Origin of the sequence: Streptomyces sp. NPDC048277, assembly GCF_040652235.1 — a bacterium.
In the GTDB taxonomy this organism is placed as follows: domain Bacteria; phylum Actinomycetota; class Actinomycetes; order Streptomycetales; family Streptomycetaceae; genus Streptomyces.
In genome coordinates, this window is record NZ_JBEZLQ010000047.1 from 1 (window position 1) to 15648 (window position 15648).

The 15648-nt window shown below is 69.2% G+C and carries 10 protein-coding genes and 2 pseudogenes; 5 read left to right on the forward strand and 7 right to left on the reverse strand.

The genetic code is table 11. The annotated features are described in order from the left end of the window. Window positions 1–137 precede the first annotated feature (137 nt). On the forward strand, window positions 138–716 hold the full coding sequence (locus tag AB0D85_RS49705) for a hypothetical protein (protein WP_362337435.1): 579 nt from the start codon (window positions 138–140) through the stop codon (window positions 714–716). A 134-nt stretch (window positions 717–850) separates the two neighbouring features. Then, a pseudogene (locus tag AB0D85_RS49710) lies at window positions 851–1093 on the forward strand (transposase); the annotation flags it as partial. 76 nt (window positions 1094–1169) lie between these two features. Here AB0D85_RS49710 and AB0D85_RS49715 read toward each other — a convergent pair. Further along, window positions 1170–2744 carry an ISL3 family transposase gene (locus AB0D85_RS49715; protein ID WP_362337437.1) on the reverse strand — a complete coding sequence of 525 codons (1575 nt, stop codon included), beginning with the start codon at window positions 2742–2744 and terminating at the stop codon, window positions 1170–1172. 122 nt (window positions 2745–2866) lie between these two features. Between AB0D85_RS49715 and AB0D85_RS49720 the strand changes: the two are divergent. Further along, window positions 2867–3838 (forward strand): annotated as a pseudogene (locus AB0D85_RS49720) (IS110 family transposase); the annotation flags it as partial. A gap of 170 nt (window positions 3839–4008) precedes the next feature. Continuing rightward, window positions 4009–4680, forward strand: coding sequence for a hypothetical protein (locus tag AB0D85_RS49725; RefSeq protein WP_362337440.1), 672 nt, complete (start codon window positions 4009–4011; stop codon window positions 4678–4680). A 290-nt stretch (window positions 4681–4970) separates the two neighbouring features. On the opposite strand, the gene AB0D85_RS49730 is transcribed toward AB0D85_RS49725, so the two are convergent. After that, window positions 4971–5483 (reverse strand): hypothetical protein, encoded by a 513-nt coding sequence (locus tag AB0D85_RS49730; RefSeq protein WP_362337443.1) that lies wholly within the window; start codon window positions 5481–5483, stop codon window positions 4971–4973. A 411-nt stretch (window positions 5484–5894) separates the two neighbouring features. On the opposite strand from AB0D85_RS49730, the gene AB0D85_RS49735 reads away from it, so the two are divergent. Beyond that, complete coding sequence (locus AB0D85_RS49735) at window positions 5895–6602, forward strand: pentapeptide repeat-containing protein (protein WP_362337446.1); 708 nt, start codon at window positions 5895–5897, stop codon at window positions 6600–6602. Between the two features lie 14 nt (window positions 6603–6616). Here the strand turns inward: AB0D85_RS49735 and AB0D85_RS49740 are convergent, their stop codons facing one another. The 5 genes from AB0D85_RS49740 to AB0D85_RS49760 form a co-directional block, all read right to left on the reverse strand. Beyond that, window positions 6617–6775 (reverse strand): hypothetical protein, encoded by a 159-nt coding sequence (locus AB0D85_RS49740; protein WP_362337449.1) that lies wholly within the window; start codon window positions 6773–6775, stop codon window positions 6617–6619. A gap of 93 nt (window positions 6776–6868) precedes the next feature. Continuing rightward, the gene (locus AB0D85_RS49745; protein ID WP_362337452.1) at window positions 6869–8188 is read right to left on the reverse strand and encodes a TIGR02679 family protein; all 1320 of its coding nucleotides are present in this window, start codon (window positions 8186–8188) and stop codon (window positions 6869–6871) included. After that, window positions 8185–12423: a TIGR02680 family protein gene (locus AB0D85_RS49750; RefSeq protein ID WP_362337455.1), complete on the reverse strand. Its 4239-nt coding sequence runs from the start codon at window positions 12421–12423 to the stop codon at window positions 8185–8187. Before AB0D85_RS49750 ends, AB0D85_RS49745 begins: the two co-directional genes overlap by 4 nt. Further along, window positions 12420–13697: a TIGR02678 family protein gene (locus AB0D85_RS49755; protein WP_362337458.1), complete on the reverse strand. Its 1278-nt coding sequence runs from the start codon at window positions 13695–13697 to the stop codon at window positions 12420–12422. The genes AB0D85_RS49750 and AB0D85_RS49755 overlap by 4 nt, the downstream gene beginning before the upstream one ends. Next, entirely contained in the window at window positions 13694–15238 is a 1545-nt protein-coding gene (locus tag AB0D85_RS49760; RefSeq protein ID WP_362337461.1) for a DUF2397 domain-containing protein, read from the reverse strand. The genes AB0D85_RS49755 and AB0D85_RS49760 overlap by 4 nt, the downstream gene beginning before the upstream one ends. Between the last annotated feature and the right edge of the window lie 410 nt (window positions 15239–15648).

Sequence of the window (15648 nt, forward strand, 5' to 3'; positions counted from 1 at the left end):
GAACCCCTCGACAAGGTTCATCGTTCCAGCTCAGAAGGCACTTTCGTAATTCCGCCCCGCATCCGGCCTCACTCCAACCGAAACGGCGAGGCTAGTAGATCCGCTCTGGGGCTGTCGCCGAAGTACGAGAGCTCACCGTGGGCCGCGGCGAGGGCGGCTTGCAGCTGAGCGACGTCTTCACGGTGTTTGCGGCGCTCGGTGGCGAGTTGCTGAGTGAGGCGGCGGACCAGGTGCTGGCGGCTGCCTCGGCGTCGGGTTGGCGGGCGTTGTTGCCTCGTGCCCTGCGGCGGGCCTCGACCTGCGGGCGCAGGACTGGGTGGTGGGAGATGAAGCCGTTACCTTGCCGTCCGTCAGCGACATCAGCGGTACTCATCGGCAACCCCGGATGTCACCTGGTCGCGCTTCAGATGCCGGTCAGCCTGGTGATGATGACACCGATCGTCCAGGCCCTCGACGGCCGGGGCCCGCTCCTGGCCGCCGTCGGCGCGGGCCTGCGGGTGATGGCCTCCGCACCACTGCATGGCGGCGAACTGCCCGTCATGGTCGATCAGGAACTCGCCGACCTCATCCGGCGGGGCCTGCCCCCCCGTTATCTTCTTCGCGGTCCTGCACGAGGGCTGCTGGCCTCCGGGCCCGGCATGGCTGGTCCCCCCTGTCGAACGGATGACCTGGGGGGTGGTGTCACCGGGCTCGAGAGGCGTCGTTGGAGACGCTGATGAGAGGTCCGACTACCGCCTGGCCCGGCGCAATGCCTGGCCGCTTGCGGGCGGCAGGTCTGCATAACGTGGATGCGCGCATGCGACGCCAACGCCCTGGCCGGCACCGCACGAACCCTGTTCGGGAGGATAGGTTGGACGACATCGACGACGTGGGCGTCTTCCTCGGCCTGGACGTCGGCAAGAGCGCCCATCACGGGCACGGGCTGACCCCGGCCGGCAAGAAGGTCTTCGACAAGCAGCTGCCCAACAGCGAGCCGAAGCTACGGGCCGTCTTCGACAAGCTCGCCGGGAAGTTCGGCACCGTACTGGTCATCGTGGACCAGCCCGCCTCGATCGGAGCTCTGCCCCTGACGGTCGCCCGCGACGCCGGCTGTCTGTGTACTCGTTTGAGTGGCCCTGGCAAGATTGTCGTGAAGTGGGGCTGTGCCCCTGTGCGCCGGTGACGCTCCGTCACGGGTAGCGGCGGCGGAGGTGGGCCATGAGGACGACACGGTGGCGCAGGAGCGGAACGCCCGCGCGGCCGGCCATGATCCGTTTCTGGAGCTTCAGGTCCGTGATCCGGCCCTCGTTGACGCCGGAGTTGAACGGAGTGGTGATGCCCTGCACGACTGCCGGCTGGTCTTCTCGGATGGCGTTGGCCAGGCTCGCGAAGGCAGACAGGCCACAGGCCGCGAGTTGGTCGAGCCAGGTCGGCAGCGGGGCGGCGTCGCGGGCATCGAGCATGGCCGCGAACTGTCGTACCAGAGTGTGGGTTTGGTCGAGCTCCTCGCAGTGTTCAAGCAGCCGGCGGAGTGCCTCGGTGGGGTGCAGGCCGCGCTTCGAAGGTGCGGTGGCGATCCACCGGGCGACCTGGCGGGGCGAGGGTGGCCGCTCGTGCGGTGTGTCGATCGGCAGACCGCGGCGTAGCGGCGCTATGGCCATCTTGACCCGCTGGTAGTGGCCGCCATAACCCTTGGCGGCAATCTCCTGGTGCAGCACAGTCGCGGTGTGCTCGCCTTCCTCCCATCGCTGCCTCAGATACTCCAGATACGGGTCGAGGCTCGTGGACCGGCGTGGTGGAGTGCGCCGTACGCACTCCTGCCAACAGGCAGCGCGTGCGTACTTGGCCACGGTGCGACGGTTCAAGCCGAGCTCGCGGGCTATCGCACTGAGACTGCGGGCCGTGCCGGTGTGCTCCTGGACGGTCTCGAACAGTCGCTTCGCGTGACGGAGGGCGGGAGTGTCGGCCGCCTGGAACGGTTCGGCCGACGGCGGTGGGGCCGGTTCGGGTTCAGGTAGTGCCGCGGCCAGGCAACGGCGGTGGGCTGCGGCTATGTCCGAGACCCGCCTAGACAGTCCCTGCCACAGGTGAAAACGGTCGCTGACCTGCACCGCGTCCGGGGCTCCGTCGGTGATGCCCTGCCGGTAGACCAGCGAACCGTCCCGGCACACGACCTCGACGCCGGGATGCGCACGCAGCCAGGAGGCCAGTTGCTCGGCATCGCGCCCGGCCCACAACTCGATCGGCAGGCGCGTTTCAGCATTCACGAGCAGCGTGCCATAGACGTCCGCGTACAACGCGAAGTCATCCACGCCCAGCACCCGCGGTGTCGCGACCGGCGGAAGTCCCATGCGCATCAACTGGAACAGCACACTCGTCCGTGACAACGGCGTCTTCAAGATACGCAGAAGCCGAGCCCCACCACGGCCGGCGAGCAGCACCCCGGCCATCTCGACCAGATGCTGAAGCAACGGACTGCGACGCTGATAGCGCACCGTCAGTCCCTCCACTTGCTCGGCAAACGTCCGCCGACTGCAGTCCGCACTGTCACAAAACAACCGCCGCACCGCCAGACTGATCAGCACCGGGCGACCCCCGGCAGCGACGTCGGCCAGCGTGCGGACATACCGGCTGTGCACACGCGCCGACTCGCACCGGCAATCCGGACACGCCACCATCAACTCGCGGGTACAGGCAACGATGCGAACCACGCCGCCCGCCACCCACACTCGTTCCACCCGCACCGCATCCAGATGCGGCGACACAATTCGTACGAGGTCATCACACTCACCGAAGGTCCCGCTACCCGTGACGGAGCGTCACCGGCGCACGGTGGCACAGCCCCACTTCACGAAAATCTTGCCAGGGCCGCGTTCGCTTGTACGCCGACACCGGCTGCAAAGTCGCCTACCTGCCCGGACTCTCGATGCGGCGGATCGCCGATCTCTACCCGGGCGAGGCGAAGACCGACGCGAAGGACGCCGCGGTGATCGCAGACGCCGCCCGCACGATGCCGCACACCCTGCGCTCGCTGGAACTGACCGATGAGATCACCGCCGAACTGACCGTGCTGGTGGGCTTCGACCAGGACCTGGCGGCCGAGGCGACCCGCACCTCCAACCGGATACGCGGCCTGCTCACCCAGTTCCACCCCAGCCTCGAGCGCGTCCTCGGCCCGCGCCTGGACCACCAGGCCGTCACCTGGCTGCTGGAACGCCACGGATCCCCGGCCGCCCTGCGCAAAGCCGGTCGCCGCAAGCTGGTCGAGGTGATCCGGCCCAAGGCCCCGCGCATGGCTGCCCGGCTGATCGACGACGTCTTCGACGCGCTCGACGAGCAGACCGTCGTGGTCCCGGGCACCGGCACCCTCGACGTCGTGATCCCGTCGCTGGCCCGCTCACTCGCGGCTGTCCACGAACAGCGACGAGCCCTGGAAGCGCAGATCGGACAGCTGCTGGAGGCTCACCCTGTTTCCGCGGTCCTGACCTCGCTTCCGGGGGTCGCGGTCAGGACCGCCGCTGTTCTGCTGGTGACCGTCGGCGACGCCACCAGCTTCCCCACCGCCGCCCACCTCGCCTCCTACGCCGGCCTCGCCCCGACAACGAAGTCTTCCGGGACCTCGATCCACGGCGAACACGCGCCCAGAGGCGGCAACCGCCAGCTCAAACGCGCGATGTTCCTGTCCGCGTTCGCCGCCCTGCACGATCCCGCCTCCCGCACCTACTACGACCGATGCCGGGCCCGCGGGAAAACCCACACCCAGGCACTTCTCCGCCTGGCCCGCCAGCGGATCAACGTGCTGTTCGCGATGCTCCGCGACGGCACCTTCTACGAACCCAGAACCCCACGCCTCGCTTGACGAAAGACATAGAGGCACCCCCCCCGCACAGGCGTGCGTCCTCGCCGTGGCGTCATGCCCAGGAGCGACGGACATCCTTCTGGCCGTCTTCGGTGCGCCACACTGGAGCCAGGCAGCTGACGCCGTCGCTCAATCTGCCCTGACCGCCGCCCAGTTGCGGGAGATCACTGGTGTACTCGCCTCCCCCCGACCCGGACACCGAATTGCGCGTGCGCGCCCGCCACGCCCGTGCCGCTGAGGCCCTCGACGTACGAGTTGAGTCGGGCGGGGAGTTCTGGGGCTGGGCCGGAAGCACTCTGGGTGCCCCGGCCCGTACCACCACGGGTGAGGCCGTATGGCTCCGACTGGCGTCCACCCCGGAGGACAAGGCTGTGGGACGGCGCTCTGGGTGCGCAGACCCCTTCGGCGCCCTTGACGGCCGCCGGCCCGCACTCCTGGGGGTTCACGATGCTTTCGACGACGGCACCGCCTACCAGGCGGAGCTGTCGGTGCGCGTCGACGAGCCGGTCCTGTCCGGTGACCCGGCCCTCCAGCACGGCCTCCGGCTGCCGGACTCCTGGTGGAACGACCTCGCCGGGACGCTGGCGAAAGTGACGGCTGTCGACAAGGATTGCGTCGCCGTACGACAGCAGTACATGGAGTGGGCCATCCCCGAGTTCGTCGGCATCCCGGCCCCGGTCGTCTCCCACTGGACCGCAGCCCACGCAGATGTTCGCTGGGCGAACCTCACCGACCCGCTCCGGCTGCTCGACTGGGAGGCATGGGGTCGCGCCCCAGAAGGATTCGACGCTGCCATGCTCTACGCCTACTCGCTGCACCAGCCGGACATGCCGCCCGTGTGAGTATGGCCTTCCCAATTTTGGGCAGCCAGGCTGGCCTTGCCGCCGAAGCGACCGTGTGCGCCCAACTGCTCCAGACCGTGGCCCGCGGTGACAACCTGGTACTGGGAGGCCAACTCGGCAAGTGGTCCAAGGAGCTCCGCCCCCGTCGGCCGGAGTGAGCCGGCGGACCGCGGTGGCGGTATTCGCATGTTCTCTGGATCCGGCGCGGCACCGGTCTGCCCGGCGCCGCATGTACCGGCTGCGGCAGCAGCCGACGATGCCTCTGAGCGTGAGCGGATCGCGGTTCGCGGTCAGTTGGCTTCGGTCCAGGTTTTGTCGAACCAGTGGAGGAAGGGGATGACCCCGCCGACCTTGGTGATCCGGTCGTGGATTGCCCTCTGGTCGTGTCCGGCGAGGAAGTTGCGGCCGGAGAGGGTATCGGCGCCGCATCCGCAGGCGCACAGCGACCGGTCAAACGGGGAGTCGACGTACTGGACGGGGTTCTGGCTTTTGCCCACGGGTGCGGGGTTGCCCACGTACTTGGCGTAGACCGGGTGGTCCGGCTTGAGGATCATGCCGTCAATGGTGCGGCGGCCGTCGGGGTCGGCGGCTGTGATGGTGCCGATCTCAAGGGCCAGGACGACGATGCCCATGGCCGTGAACAGTGCGTAGCGTTCGCGGTCGGCGCGGCTGCCGAGTCTCCAGCGTCCGCGGCCCGCCTGGAGGACCTCTTCGTCGGTCAGTCCCGGGCGCCAGCCGGCGGAAGACTTGCCGTACTCGTCCTCCGGGAACGTCTGGTAGGCGCCGAGCGCAATGGTCAGCATGGGTAAACCCTTCTCTCACGCCCCGTCGATACTTTCAATCCCGGGAGTCGAAGTAAACGGTATGCCCATAGCTAGCCATAAAGCAATCCCGGGATTCGAAGTATCGGATGCCCGTGCTCTGGGGGTTCCTCGACGACTGTTGGTACGGGTGAAGTTCCAGGCGCGGAAGGCCAGGGACACGATGCGCTCGGCGGAGACGCCAGCGCTCCAACGTCGCCCCCGGGCGCATATCTGGTTCTGACGTCGTGCTGGTGCACGGCCGCCGGTCGTTGATGTCGCGGTCCTGCACCGAAGAGCGGGAAACGCGACTGTGTCTGCGGGAGCACGGATACAACACGCTCAGAACGTGTCACTGGCGGGGGGCGAACACGCATGGTCTGGTTGCTGGGTTGCGTTGCCGTGGGGTTCGTCGTGGGTGTGGCACTGCTGCTGGGGCCCGTCGCTCGTCGGGCCACCCGTCCCTACGTCACCGCGACCACCCCGCCGGTCGAGGCCCTTGAATCACTCACCAAGATCCGGAGCACCGTCTTGCAGGCGGTCCAGGGAATCGTGGTCGTCGGTGGCGTCCTCGTCACAGCAGGCACGCTGCTCTACACGGCTCACTCCGTCCGCCTGGCCGAGGAGAACCTGGACACGACACGGGACGGCCAAGTCACCGACCGCTACAACAGCGCGATCGAGAACATCGGCTCCAAGAGCGAGGATGTCCGCATCGGCGGCATGTACGCGCTGCAGCGAATCGCCGAAGACTCCCCGCACGACCGGCCCACCGTCGTACGTGTCCTCGGTGCCTTCGTCCGCGACCACGGCGCCACGGGGCGCCCGGCCGTACCCGACGACGAAGCAACCGCCGTCGACGTCCTCCTCAGCGAGAGCAGCCCCGATTTGCCGGCCGACCTCCACTCCGCGGAACTGCCCCATCTACATAAGCCGGACGCGAACCTGAAGAACGCGGACCTCAACGGCGCAGACCTCCATGGCGCGAACCTGCGGGACGCGGACCTCAGGGGGGCCGACCTGAGGGGCGCGGATCTGGAGGACGCGGATCTGACCGGCGCGCTCCTGAAGGGCGCAGAGCTCAAGGGCACGACCATGCCGGACGGTACGAAACATCCCTGAGCTGGGTGCCCGTTCTACTCGCAGGGCCGGGCGGCAAGCACGGAAGGCGGCAGCCGGATCTCGTCCAGCAGCAGCCACCCCTCCCGGCCGGTCTGATCGGCCAGGCAAAATCTCACGTCGCCGGTCTCGTACGGGGCGTCGGCGACCGCCCGCAGAAAGGCCCTGGAAGACACGGACCCAAATCCATAGCCCGGAACGGCCGGTTGAGTGAACAGCGCGCACTGTACCCCTTGGGCACTGCACGGGCAGTCGGTCACCGACGGGCGTCACCTGAATGTTGCGTGACGCACGTCGTATAGAAGCTGGTCCAGCTGCGCTTCTTCGTGAACGGCGAGGCCGTGTTGAGCCATCATGGCCTCAAGCTGCGGATCCCAGGGCGAAGGCACAGGAGCCCCCGTCAGTGGAGTAAGACGGTCGGTGGGCAGTTCTGCCAGTGCGTTGAGGTAGTCCATGCTGTGCATGCGCCAGGGACGGGCGCCCAGCCGGATCACCCGTTCCGCGATGGCGACGCCGGGCCAGTCGAAGTCGCCGTGATAGGCGACGTCTGCTCCGCTGGCAACGAGCCGTCGCAGTAGTTCCCACCCCGCCGCAGACGGATTGCCGCTGCCGCACACCAGGATGCCGGGCAGGCTGTACCGCGCGGCCGCCTGAAGCACTTGTGGGTTTTCGCAAAAATACACGGCTGTTCCCGGCGCTGTCAGAGCGGCATCGGGGACAGTGCGCAATTCCTGAAGGGTCAAGTGGGTCACCAGCGACAGATCGCTGCGTGTGCGCATCATCGTCGCCCAAGGATGGGTTCCGGGCGGCTCCAGCTTCCACACCATGACGGTTCCTGACAGGGAGTCTGTACTCACGCCCACCTGTTCCCACAACAGCCGGCGGCTTGCGGACGAGTCGGGTGAGGGCAGTGTGCAGGCTGCCGCGATGGCCTTGAGGACCAGAATGCTGGTGAGACGGCCCTCGTCGAGTCCGTGGGCATCGCCAGTCGTGTGCGCGGCGAGCTCGCTCAGCTCCCAATGCTTCACCGCATCTGCTCCGGTGCCGGCTGGCGGGTGCAGCGGGGTGTTTGTGAGGGTGGCGATGGTGCGTACGGCGCCGCTGAGGGCGTTAGTGGCCGTTTCGATGCCAGCGCGGGTGAGAATGCCGGTGTTCCTCAACTCCCCGAGCCAGTCGGCGATCCAGCCCGCATGGGCCAGGCCTGCACGGGTGAGGTCGCCGTCCAACTGCTGCCACAGTGCTGTCCACGCTGTCTGCTGTGCCTCTTTGGCCGACACCCGGTCCTGCAGGGACCGGCCGGTCAGCTCTGCCACGACGCTGACGAGGCCGCATTGGGCGGCCGATGCTCTCAAAGCCGCGTCCAGGGCACCCAGTTGGATGCGGCGCAGGCCGGGCTCAAGCCGGGTGCCGAGCAGTCCTCCGAGCCGCTTGGCACCTTCGGCGTCGAGTTGGGCCTGAACGGTGCCGGTGGGGGCCAGGCGGTTGCGCTCCAGCCGTCTGCGGGCTGCTGCCCACAGCGCGGTGAGGCTCGGGTCGTCGAGGTAGCTGCGGACGGGGGCGGGCAGCTGGGGGAGGGAATTTGTGGTCATGACGCGGCGCGCAGGTGGCGGGTGCGGCCGTCCCAGTGGACGTGGGTGGTCACGGCCGCGGTGCCTTCGGCGCGGCGCACTTCGTAGGTGTCCAGGGCGGGGACCTCAGGGAAGAATCCCCACAGGGCGTGGCCGGTCATGACGAAGTCGAGGTCCAGGCGGACCAGAAGCGCCATCAGTTCACCGATGGTCCGGTGGTCGACTTTGGCGAAGGCGTCGTCGAGGAGGATCAGCCGCAGGGCCCGGCCGGTGTCGGGCAGGCTGCTGAGGTAGGCGTCGGCCGCGGCGAACAGCGTCACGTAGGACACGAAGCGGGTCTCGCCCTGCGAGAGTTTGGCCCGGCGGCTGATCTTGCGTTCCTGGCCGGGTTCGGGACCGGTGATGAAGGCGTCCACGACGTGCCAGGCCCGGTAGTCGAGAGCCGTGTGCAGGTGGGTGGCGTATCCGGCCTGGGGGTCGGCGCTGTAGGCGGTGTCCACGAGCGCCTTGAGCCGGCTGATGAGTTCTTCGGATTCCGCTTCGCGCAGCATACGGACGTTGCGTTTCATCAGCTCTTTGATCCGTGTGATGTGTTCGTTGGCCGAATCGGCAAGGCGCCAGCGGATTTTGACGCCGATGCCGTGGCTGGTGGTGATGGGCTGGAGCGAGGTGTTCATCGCCTTGATCAGGCCTTCGGCCTCGATGATGCGGTTGCGGAGTTCTTCGGCCATCCCGCCCAGGACGAAGTTGTGAAAGGCCGTGCGCTCACGTTCGGTCAGTGCGCTGCGTCCGCGGTCGCGCCGTTCACGCAGTTCGGCCGCGGCATCGACGACGTGGCGTCGTCCGCCGGCATCCGTCAGCTCCACGACGTGGAGTTCGTCCTCGACGGTGACGGTCACGTCGTAGGCGCCCGCGGTGTTGCGTTCCAGTACCGACTGGGCGCGTACCAGCGCTGTGGCATCGGCGGTGCTGTCAGGCCGCTGCACCGCTGCCCGGACCTCACGCACCGCTGCGAGGACATCGTCTGCACCGGCGCTCGCCGACAGCAGGACCGCAGGAGCAACCGTGCCCGGAACCAGGGCCACGGCCAGGGCCGGATGACTCAGGCGCCGGTGCAGCGCCTGGGCCTGCCCGATGAGAGCCGCCCGTGCCTCTCGCGCCTTCTCCCGTGCTCCCTGCGCCTTCTCCTTGGCCGCGGCCACCTGGCCGGTCAGGCCGAGTACCTGGCTGTTGGCGCGCTGCAGGGCCTCCTTGGTCTGCTTCAGTTCCCGCTCGGCTGCGTCGAGACGGTCGTGCACCTCCTGCGGGCTGGATCCGAGACTCTCGCGCAACGCGGCCAGCTCCGAGGCCTCCCGCGACCACTCCAGGCATGCCGACTCGGCGTGCCCTTCTGCCTCAGCGCGCCGCTCGCCGACGGTGCGCAGGCGCGCCAGCAGAAGCTGCTGGCGCGCGAGATGCTTCCTGACCGCTTCGCCGGCGCGGTCCACATCCCGGCACATGGCCTGCGACTGCTCGGCACAGGTCTGCATGGTCCGCAGACCCTCTGCGTCATCGGGCATTCCCAGGGCCGCACAGACCTCGCGGTGACTGCGCTGGCGGGCCGTCCAGGCCCGCTGCATCCGCTCCGCCTCCTCCGCGAGCGCGCTCGCCTGCCTGCGGCTGGCGACGGCGTCCGTACGCGCCGAGGCGGCCTGCAGGCGCAGCGTCGCGAGCTGCACGGAGCGCGGAGCCTCCACCAGATGGGCCTCCAGGTCCCGCAGCCCGGCATCCAGGAGGTCCTGCTGCTCACTGCGCGCCTGTGCCGCCTGCTGCAGCTCCTCGAGCAGGACGTCGATCTCGGCGAGACGGGCCGCGCGGGCGGCCGCCCGCGCGGTGGCGCCGATGTAGCGGGCGCTTGCGGGCAGGTGACGTCCGGTCAGAGGACCGTTGCCCCACGAGCCGTCGGACGACACCCAGGTGGGATGCCCCGGGCTCAGGGCGACCTGCTCCAGGACGGCGTTGACGCGCGCCGCATCCCTGCTGTCGCTCCCGGCCGGGACCAGCAGCGCGCGCAGCGAGCGCAGGGCCGGGAGACCGCCGGTCCCCAGCAGCAGCTGGCCGGTTTCGGCGACTACGTCGCCGTCCTGTGTCAGCACCCCGTGCAGGAGTCCCGAGGCCAGCAGGGCGCCCTCCACGCCGGCTCGTGTGAGTGTGTCGACCTCCGGACGGAAGTCCAGCAGCTGCCACAGTGCTGGCGCGCCGGGGGGCGGGCTGGTCAGCCAGTCCGGCGCCACGGGCGGCACATCCCGCTCGTGGCGCAGGTCCCCGGCTTCGGCCAGCAGTTGTTCACGCAGGGCGTTGTCGTGCTGGGCCTGTCCGGCCAATGCGGCCGTCTGCTTTGCGTGCAGGGCCCGGGCAGGCGCGGCCACCTGGTGGGCGAGGGCATCCAGGCGGGCCAGTTCGCGGTCGGCTTCCGGGCCGGCCGGCACGTCTCCGGCCAGGGCTTCGACGTCGTCCAGGAGGGCGGCGACGGCCGTGCTGCGCCAGTCGACGCTGCCCAGCAGGTGCTGCGAGCGCGGGGCTGCAGTCCAGGCCCGCCAGGCCACGGCCAGCTTCGCCGCAGCTTCATCACGGTTCGCTTCCGCCTGCTCGGCTTTGCCCTCGGCCGCACCGGCGTCTGCGGCGGAGTCCTCGGCCCGGTCCTGCGCGCGCCGCACTTTCTCGAGGGAAGAGGCCAGTTCCTTGGCCTCGCCGGCGCGTGCGGCCGCCTGCTGGGCCCGGGTGGCCGCGGCGGAGCGCAGGGCGGGAGTTGCCGCGAGCAGCGCGTCGGTTGTCGTGGTGATGTGCTGCGGGGCGGGGACCAGGCGCAGTGCTGCCGGGCGGGTGACGGGCTCCGGGTCGGCATCCGCTGAAGTGCGCACCGGCTCCACCACGGGATCCGGTGGCTGCACCTCGATGCCGGGGGCCGGGGGCAGCGGGGTGCTGAGGCCTGCCCGGACCAGCAGTTCGCCAGCCTGCTGGGCGATCTGGGCCGCCTCGTCGGCCGCGCTCTTGGCGTCCTGGGCCGCTTCGTTGCACGTATCGGCGGTGCGCTGTTCTTCCTCACGGGCCCCCTGGGAGGTGGCCATGGCGTTGCGGGCGGCCGCTTCCAGAGCCTGCAGGGTGCTGAGGCGTTCGCTGAGTTCCCGGGCGGCCCTGTACTCGCCCGACTGCCGGATTCCGGCGACGGTTGCTTCCAGCTCGTCTCGGTAGCCGTCCAGTTCACTGACCTGGACTGCCGCGTCGGCATGGTCGCCGACGAGCTGGGCGTGAGTTTTCTCCCGTTGCGTGGCCGTGGCATCGGTGTCCCGGGCCAAGGCTGCCGCGGTCTGGGTGCGGTCACTGGCGGCGGTACAGACGCCCGTGGCGTAGCGGGTGTAGACCTTGAGGAAGTCGGCGACGTGACCGTAGGCGGTCTCCAGCCGGGCGAGTGCGGCCCGGGTCTCTTCCAGCCCGTCGAGTTCCTCACCCGCGGTGGCGATGGCCTTGTCGGACAGAGGGGGCAGGGCGTCGGAAAGGATCTGGGGCAGGCGGCCTTCGTCGATGCGATTGCCCACGTCGGGCGAGCGCAGTGTGTGCAGCAGCTGCAGCAGTCCGGTATACCGCTCGCGTCCCTGCTCGCCGTGGAGCCCGAAGACGGCCGCGCGCACCCGGTCCCGGTGGACGTCGGGGGACGAGGTCAGACGCTCTGTTCCAATGAGGGCGGCCAGGCCTTCCTTCGACAGCGGAACCCGGCTGCTGTCGAGAAGGACCACATCCTCGTCAACGCGCAGAGGGGTGAGGAAGTACCAGGCTTTGGCTTCCGCGGTGCTGTGCGAGAAGCGGATCAGGGCGCCGGTGGTCAGAAACTCTGCGCGCTGTTCACCGCCGGCGTCCTCCACGTCACGGGTGAGCTCCAGCCACACATACCCGAGCCGGTTGGCCTGGCCGTCGCCGCCCGCCCGCATCAGGTCCTCCAGCCTGACCTTCCCGGACCCGGTGGCATCCATGCGGCGCCGGTCGCCGTCCAGGACGAACGGCAACAGCATCTCCAGGGCCCGGGACTTGCCGGACCCGTTCGAGCCCCGCAGCACCAGGCGGCCGCCCGACAGATCGAAACGCTGGTCGAAGTAGAACCAGACGTTGACGATTCCCGCCCGGTTCAGCCGCCACCGGTAGGGATGGGCCGTACGGGCGGGCGCTTGCCCGCCCGCGGGGCTGTCGGGTGCGCGCGTGCCGGGAAAGGCGAGGGCACTCACAATGCCTCCCTGAGGAAGGACTCGGTGAACAGCACGTCGGACGACGGCGCGCCGGCAGCGTCGGGCGGCATATCGGCCAACCGCCGTGCGGCGCGTGTCGGCTGGGCTTGCGGTTCGGGCCGGTAGCGGGCCGCTGCCGGATGCAGTACCAGTCCTTCGGGCAGGCTGCGGGCCAGTGACATGGATTCCAGCAGGGCCACGACCTCCTTCTGCAGACGGGCCGGATCGGCGATGTAGGCACCGGCCCAGGCCTTGGCATAGCGCGAGGCCAGGCCGTCCAGTTCACCGCGGACCGTGTCCCACGGCGTCAGCAGGCCCGGCACATCTGCCGCAGTTCCCGGGACGTGGTGACCCGCCGCCGGCCGGGCCAGATCGGTCAGTGCATCGGTCAGCAGCAGCGCTGCCTGGCGCACCGTTCCCGGGCCCGGATAGGCCACATCGCTGAGGGTTCCTTCGGTGTCGTAGGCCAAAGCTCCCTCCGCTCTGACCTCCAGCGTCAGCCCGAAGTGCTCCTCCAGAAGGCGCGTCAGCTCCGAGCGTTCCCGGGAGAGGACATCCCGCTCGTCCTCCGGAAGCTCTTCCCGCTTCACCAGCGGGTTCTCCACCAGACGGCGCCGTAGACTGCGCCGGGGCTCGGACGCCCCGCTCGGCAGCTGATCCGCCAGGTCGGCGAGGGAGGCCACATTGCGCAACGGGCGGGGCAGCACGTGCGGCAGCAGGGGGCGGTGGATCTGCAGCACTCCCTCCTCGCGCCGTTCACTCCAGGCGGACAGCGATCCGTCGGTCTCGGTCAGCACACCCCAGTCGATAAGAAGCCCGACGGCCTGGACCAGTCGGCGGTTTTCCGAGGGCGTGTCGCGCAGTTCGACACCGGCCGAGGCGGCATCGGCCCGTACCTGTTCGACCAGCGAGGAGATCAGCAGCCACTCCCCGGTACCGGGGGTGAGCAACGCGGCACAGGCCAGTGAGAACAGCGCATAGGTCTGCGGGGTGAAGGGCGGGCTGTCTCCCCGCTGGACGGGCCGCAGCGGACCGCCCGGGCTCGGAGGCGTCTTCACCAGCCGGGCAAAGGAGGTCTCGACGATGAGGTGATATCCCAGGAGCTTGGAGAAGGTGGAGCGCAGCGCGGCGGAATGCCTGCGGACCACGGCCAGTTCATCTGGCTGCCGGTGCGACGTCAGCACCGGGCGGGCCAGCAGGGTACGGGCTGCCAGACGCCGCTCCGCCGCCTCGTGCTGCGCGGTGGAGCTGGCCGGCCTGTGGTCCACACTCACCGGACGCCTCCTGCCGCCGAGGGCGGCTGCCGGCCCCCGCCCGCGCCGACGGTGAGTTCGTCTGCCGTGCTCTCACCCGCTCCATCACCGGGGCGGGCCTCGTCGGCGGCGCAGGCTTTGAGAGCCAGACGCAAGAAGGTCGTGTCGCCGTCGTCGGATCTGATCATGGTGTCGGTGTCCGACTCCGCGACGTCCACGGCGACGTGGAGATCGATGTCCTCCACGCGCACGGCTTGTGACGGGCTGAGTTCCTTGGCCAGCGCCATGGACACCAGTTCCAGCAACAGATCACGGGCCGCGGGAGTGAGACGCGCTCCGTCCAGCGCACCGGCAGCGGCGAGTTCGGCCCCGGCCGTCTGGCGGGCCGCAAGTTCCTGGGCGGCCTCTTCCTGCAGACGGGTGATGTCCATGCCCGGGTCGGGCACCCGCGCGGTGCGGCCGCGCGCGGTGCGGTCACCGCGCTCGCGCAAGGAGACCGGGACCTCCACCGGGCCGGCGTCCCACCACGACGTCGAAGCGGTGTCGCGGGGGTCGGCCTCCTCGGGCCCGAAACTCACATGACGCGCGGGGTAGGCGCCGAAGGCGGCCGAGAAGCCGCGGTGGGCCTCTTCGGCACTGGCCTTCGCGAACAGGCCCGCCAGGTGCATCAGGTCGCTGCGCCTGGCTCCTCCGGTGCCGCCCGGGGTGAGCATGCGCCGTGCGTTGGTGAGCAACTGCCCCAGAGCGGACTCGGCCGCGGCCCGCAGCTGAGCCGGGCCGGATAAGCCGCCCTCGCCGCCGCTGTACCAGGCCTGCAGCTCCGCCCAGTCGTTGTACTGCCGTCCCGGCAGCCGCTCGACGGGGGCGCCGTCCGCGGAAGCCAGGCCCGGCAGGCTGTTTAGGGCGTTCAGGACATGGTCCAGGACCGGCTGGAGGTCTTCCAGGCATTTCAGGACCGCGGGGGAGTGCCGGGAGACGTCGGTGTCGATGAGGTGGACGTATTCCAGCAGCAGGCCCTTGAACGACGCGTACTCCTCACCGGCCAGGTCGTAGCGGACCAGCACGGACGACAGGTAGGCGTAGAAGTCGCGGATGCTGTCGGCGAAGTACGCCTGGTTGGTGAAGACGGTCGTGACATCGGCCGCCAGAGCCTCGGCGTCGATGGTGCGGGGATGGCGTGCCTGGCGGAGGATCTTCGACAGCAACACGGCCATGCTGCCGAGCAGTTCACGGGCCACCTCCCGCGCGCCGTCACGCATCTTCAGGACCTTGGTGACCTGCCGGTGGACCGTGCCGCCGAGCCGGGTGACCTGGAAACGGGCCCGGCTGTGGCGCAGCGCGGCGACTGTGGGGACACGGGGGTCGCGCGCAGAGGGCATGAGGTTCTTCCAGCGGACCAGGCTGGCGCAGCGGGCCTCAGCATCCTCCGGGGACAGGGCGATACCGCGTTTCGCCAGTGCCTCGCTGACCTCCGCGGCGGACAGATCGGTCAGCAGTGTCTGCGTGAACTGGTCCATGATGGCGAGGTATTCGGCCGCATTGTCGACATTGTCGACCGTCACATACCTGAAGAGATCGCGCCGCTCGCCTGACGCGTCTTCGGAGCCGTCTTCGCCCCCGAAGTAGCCCTCCTCCACTCCCGTCCCCCTCTGGCTCCGGGCCGCAGGGGCCAGGAAGGTACCGATAGTCAGATTAGGGCGGGAAGTCCTCGCTTCCAGGCGATCGATCGCCAAGGACCGAAAATGATCGGATTTTGACAGAGTGCCAGCCTGGGGCGGCTCGCGGAAGCCGTCCTCCGGCGCCAGTGTCTCTGGCCCTTGCGCTGTGCACAGCCCTCAGGCCTGCCCCGATTTCTCTCTGCTATCGACAAAACCCCTTGCAGCAGGCATCCCGTTCGTTACGGTCTGTACTCGTAGATGCCGTCCGGTGTTTCGGCGCCCCGCTCGGTGTTCACCGCCAGCCGGCAGCGTCC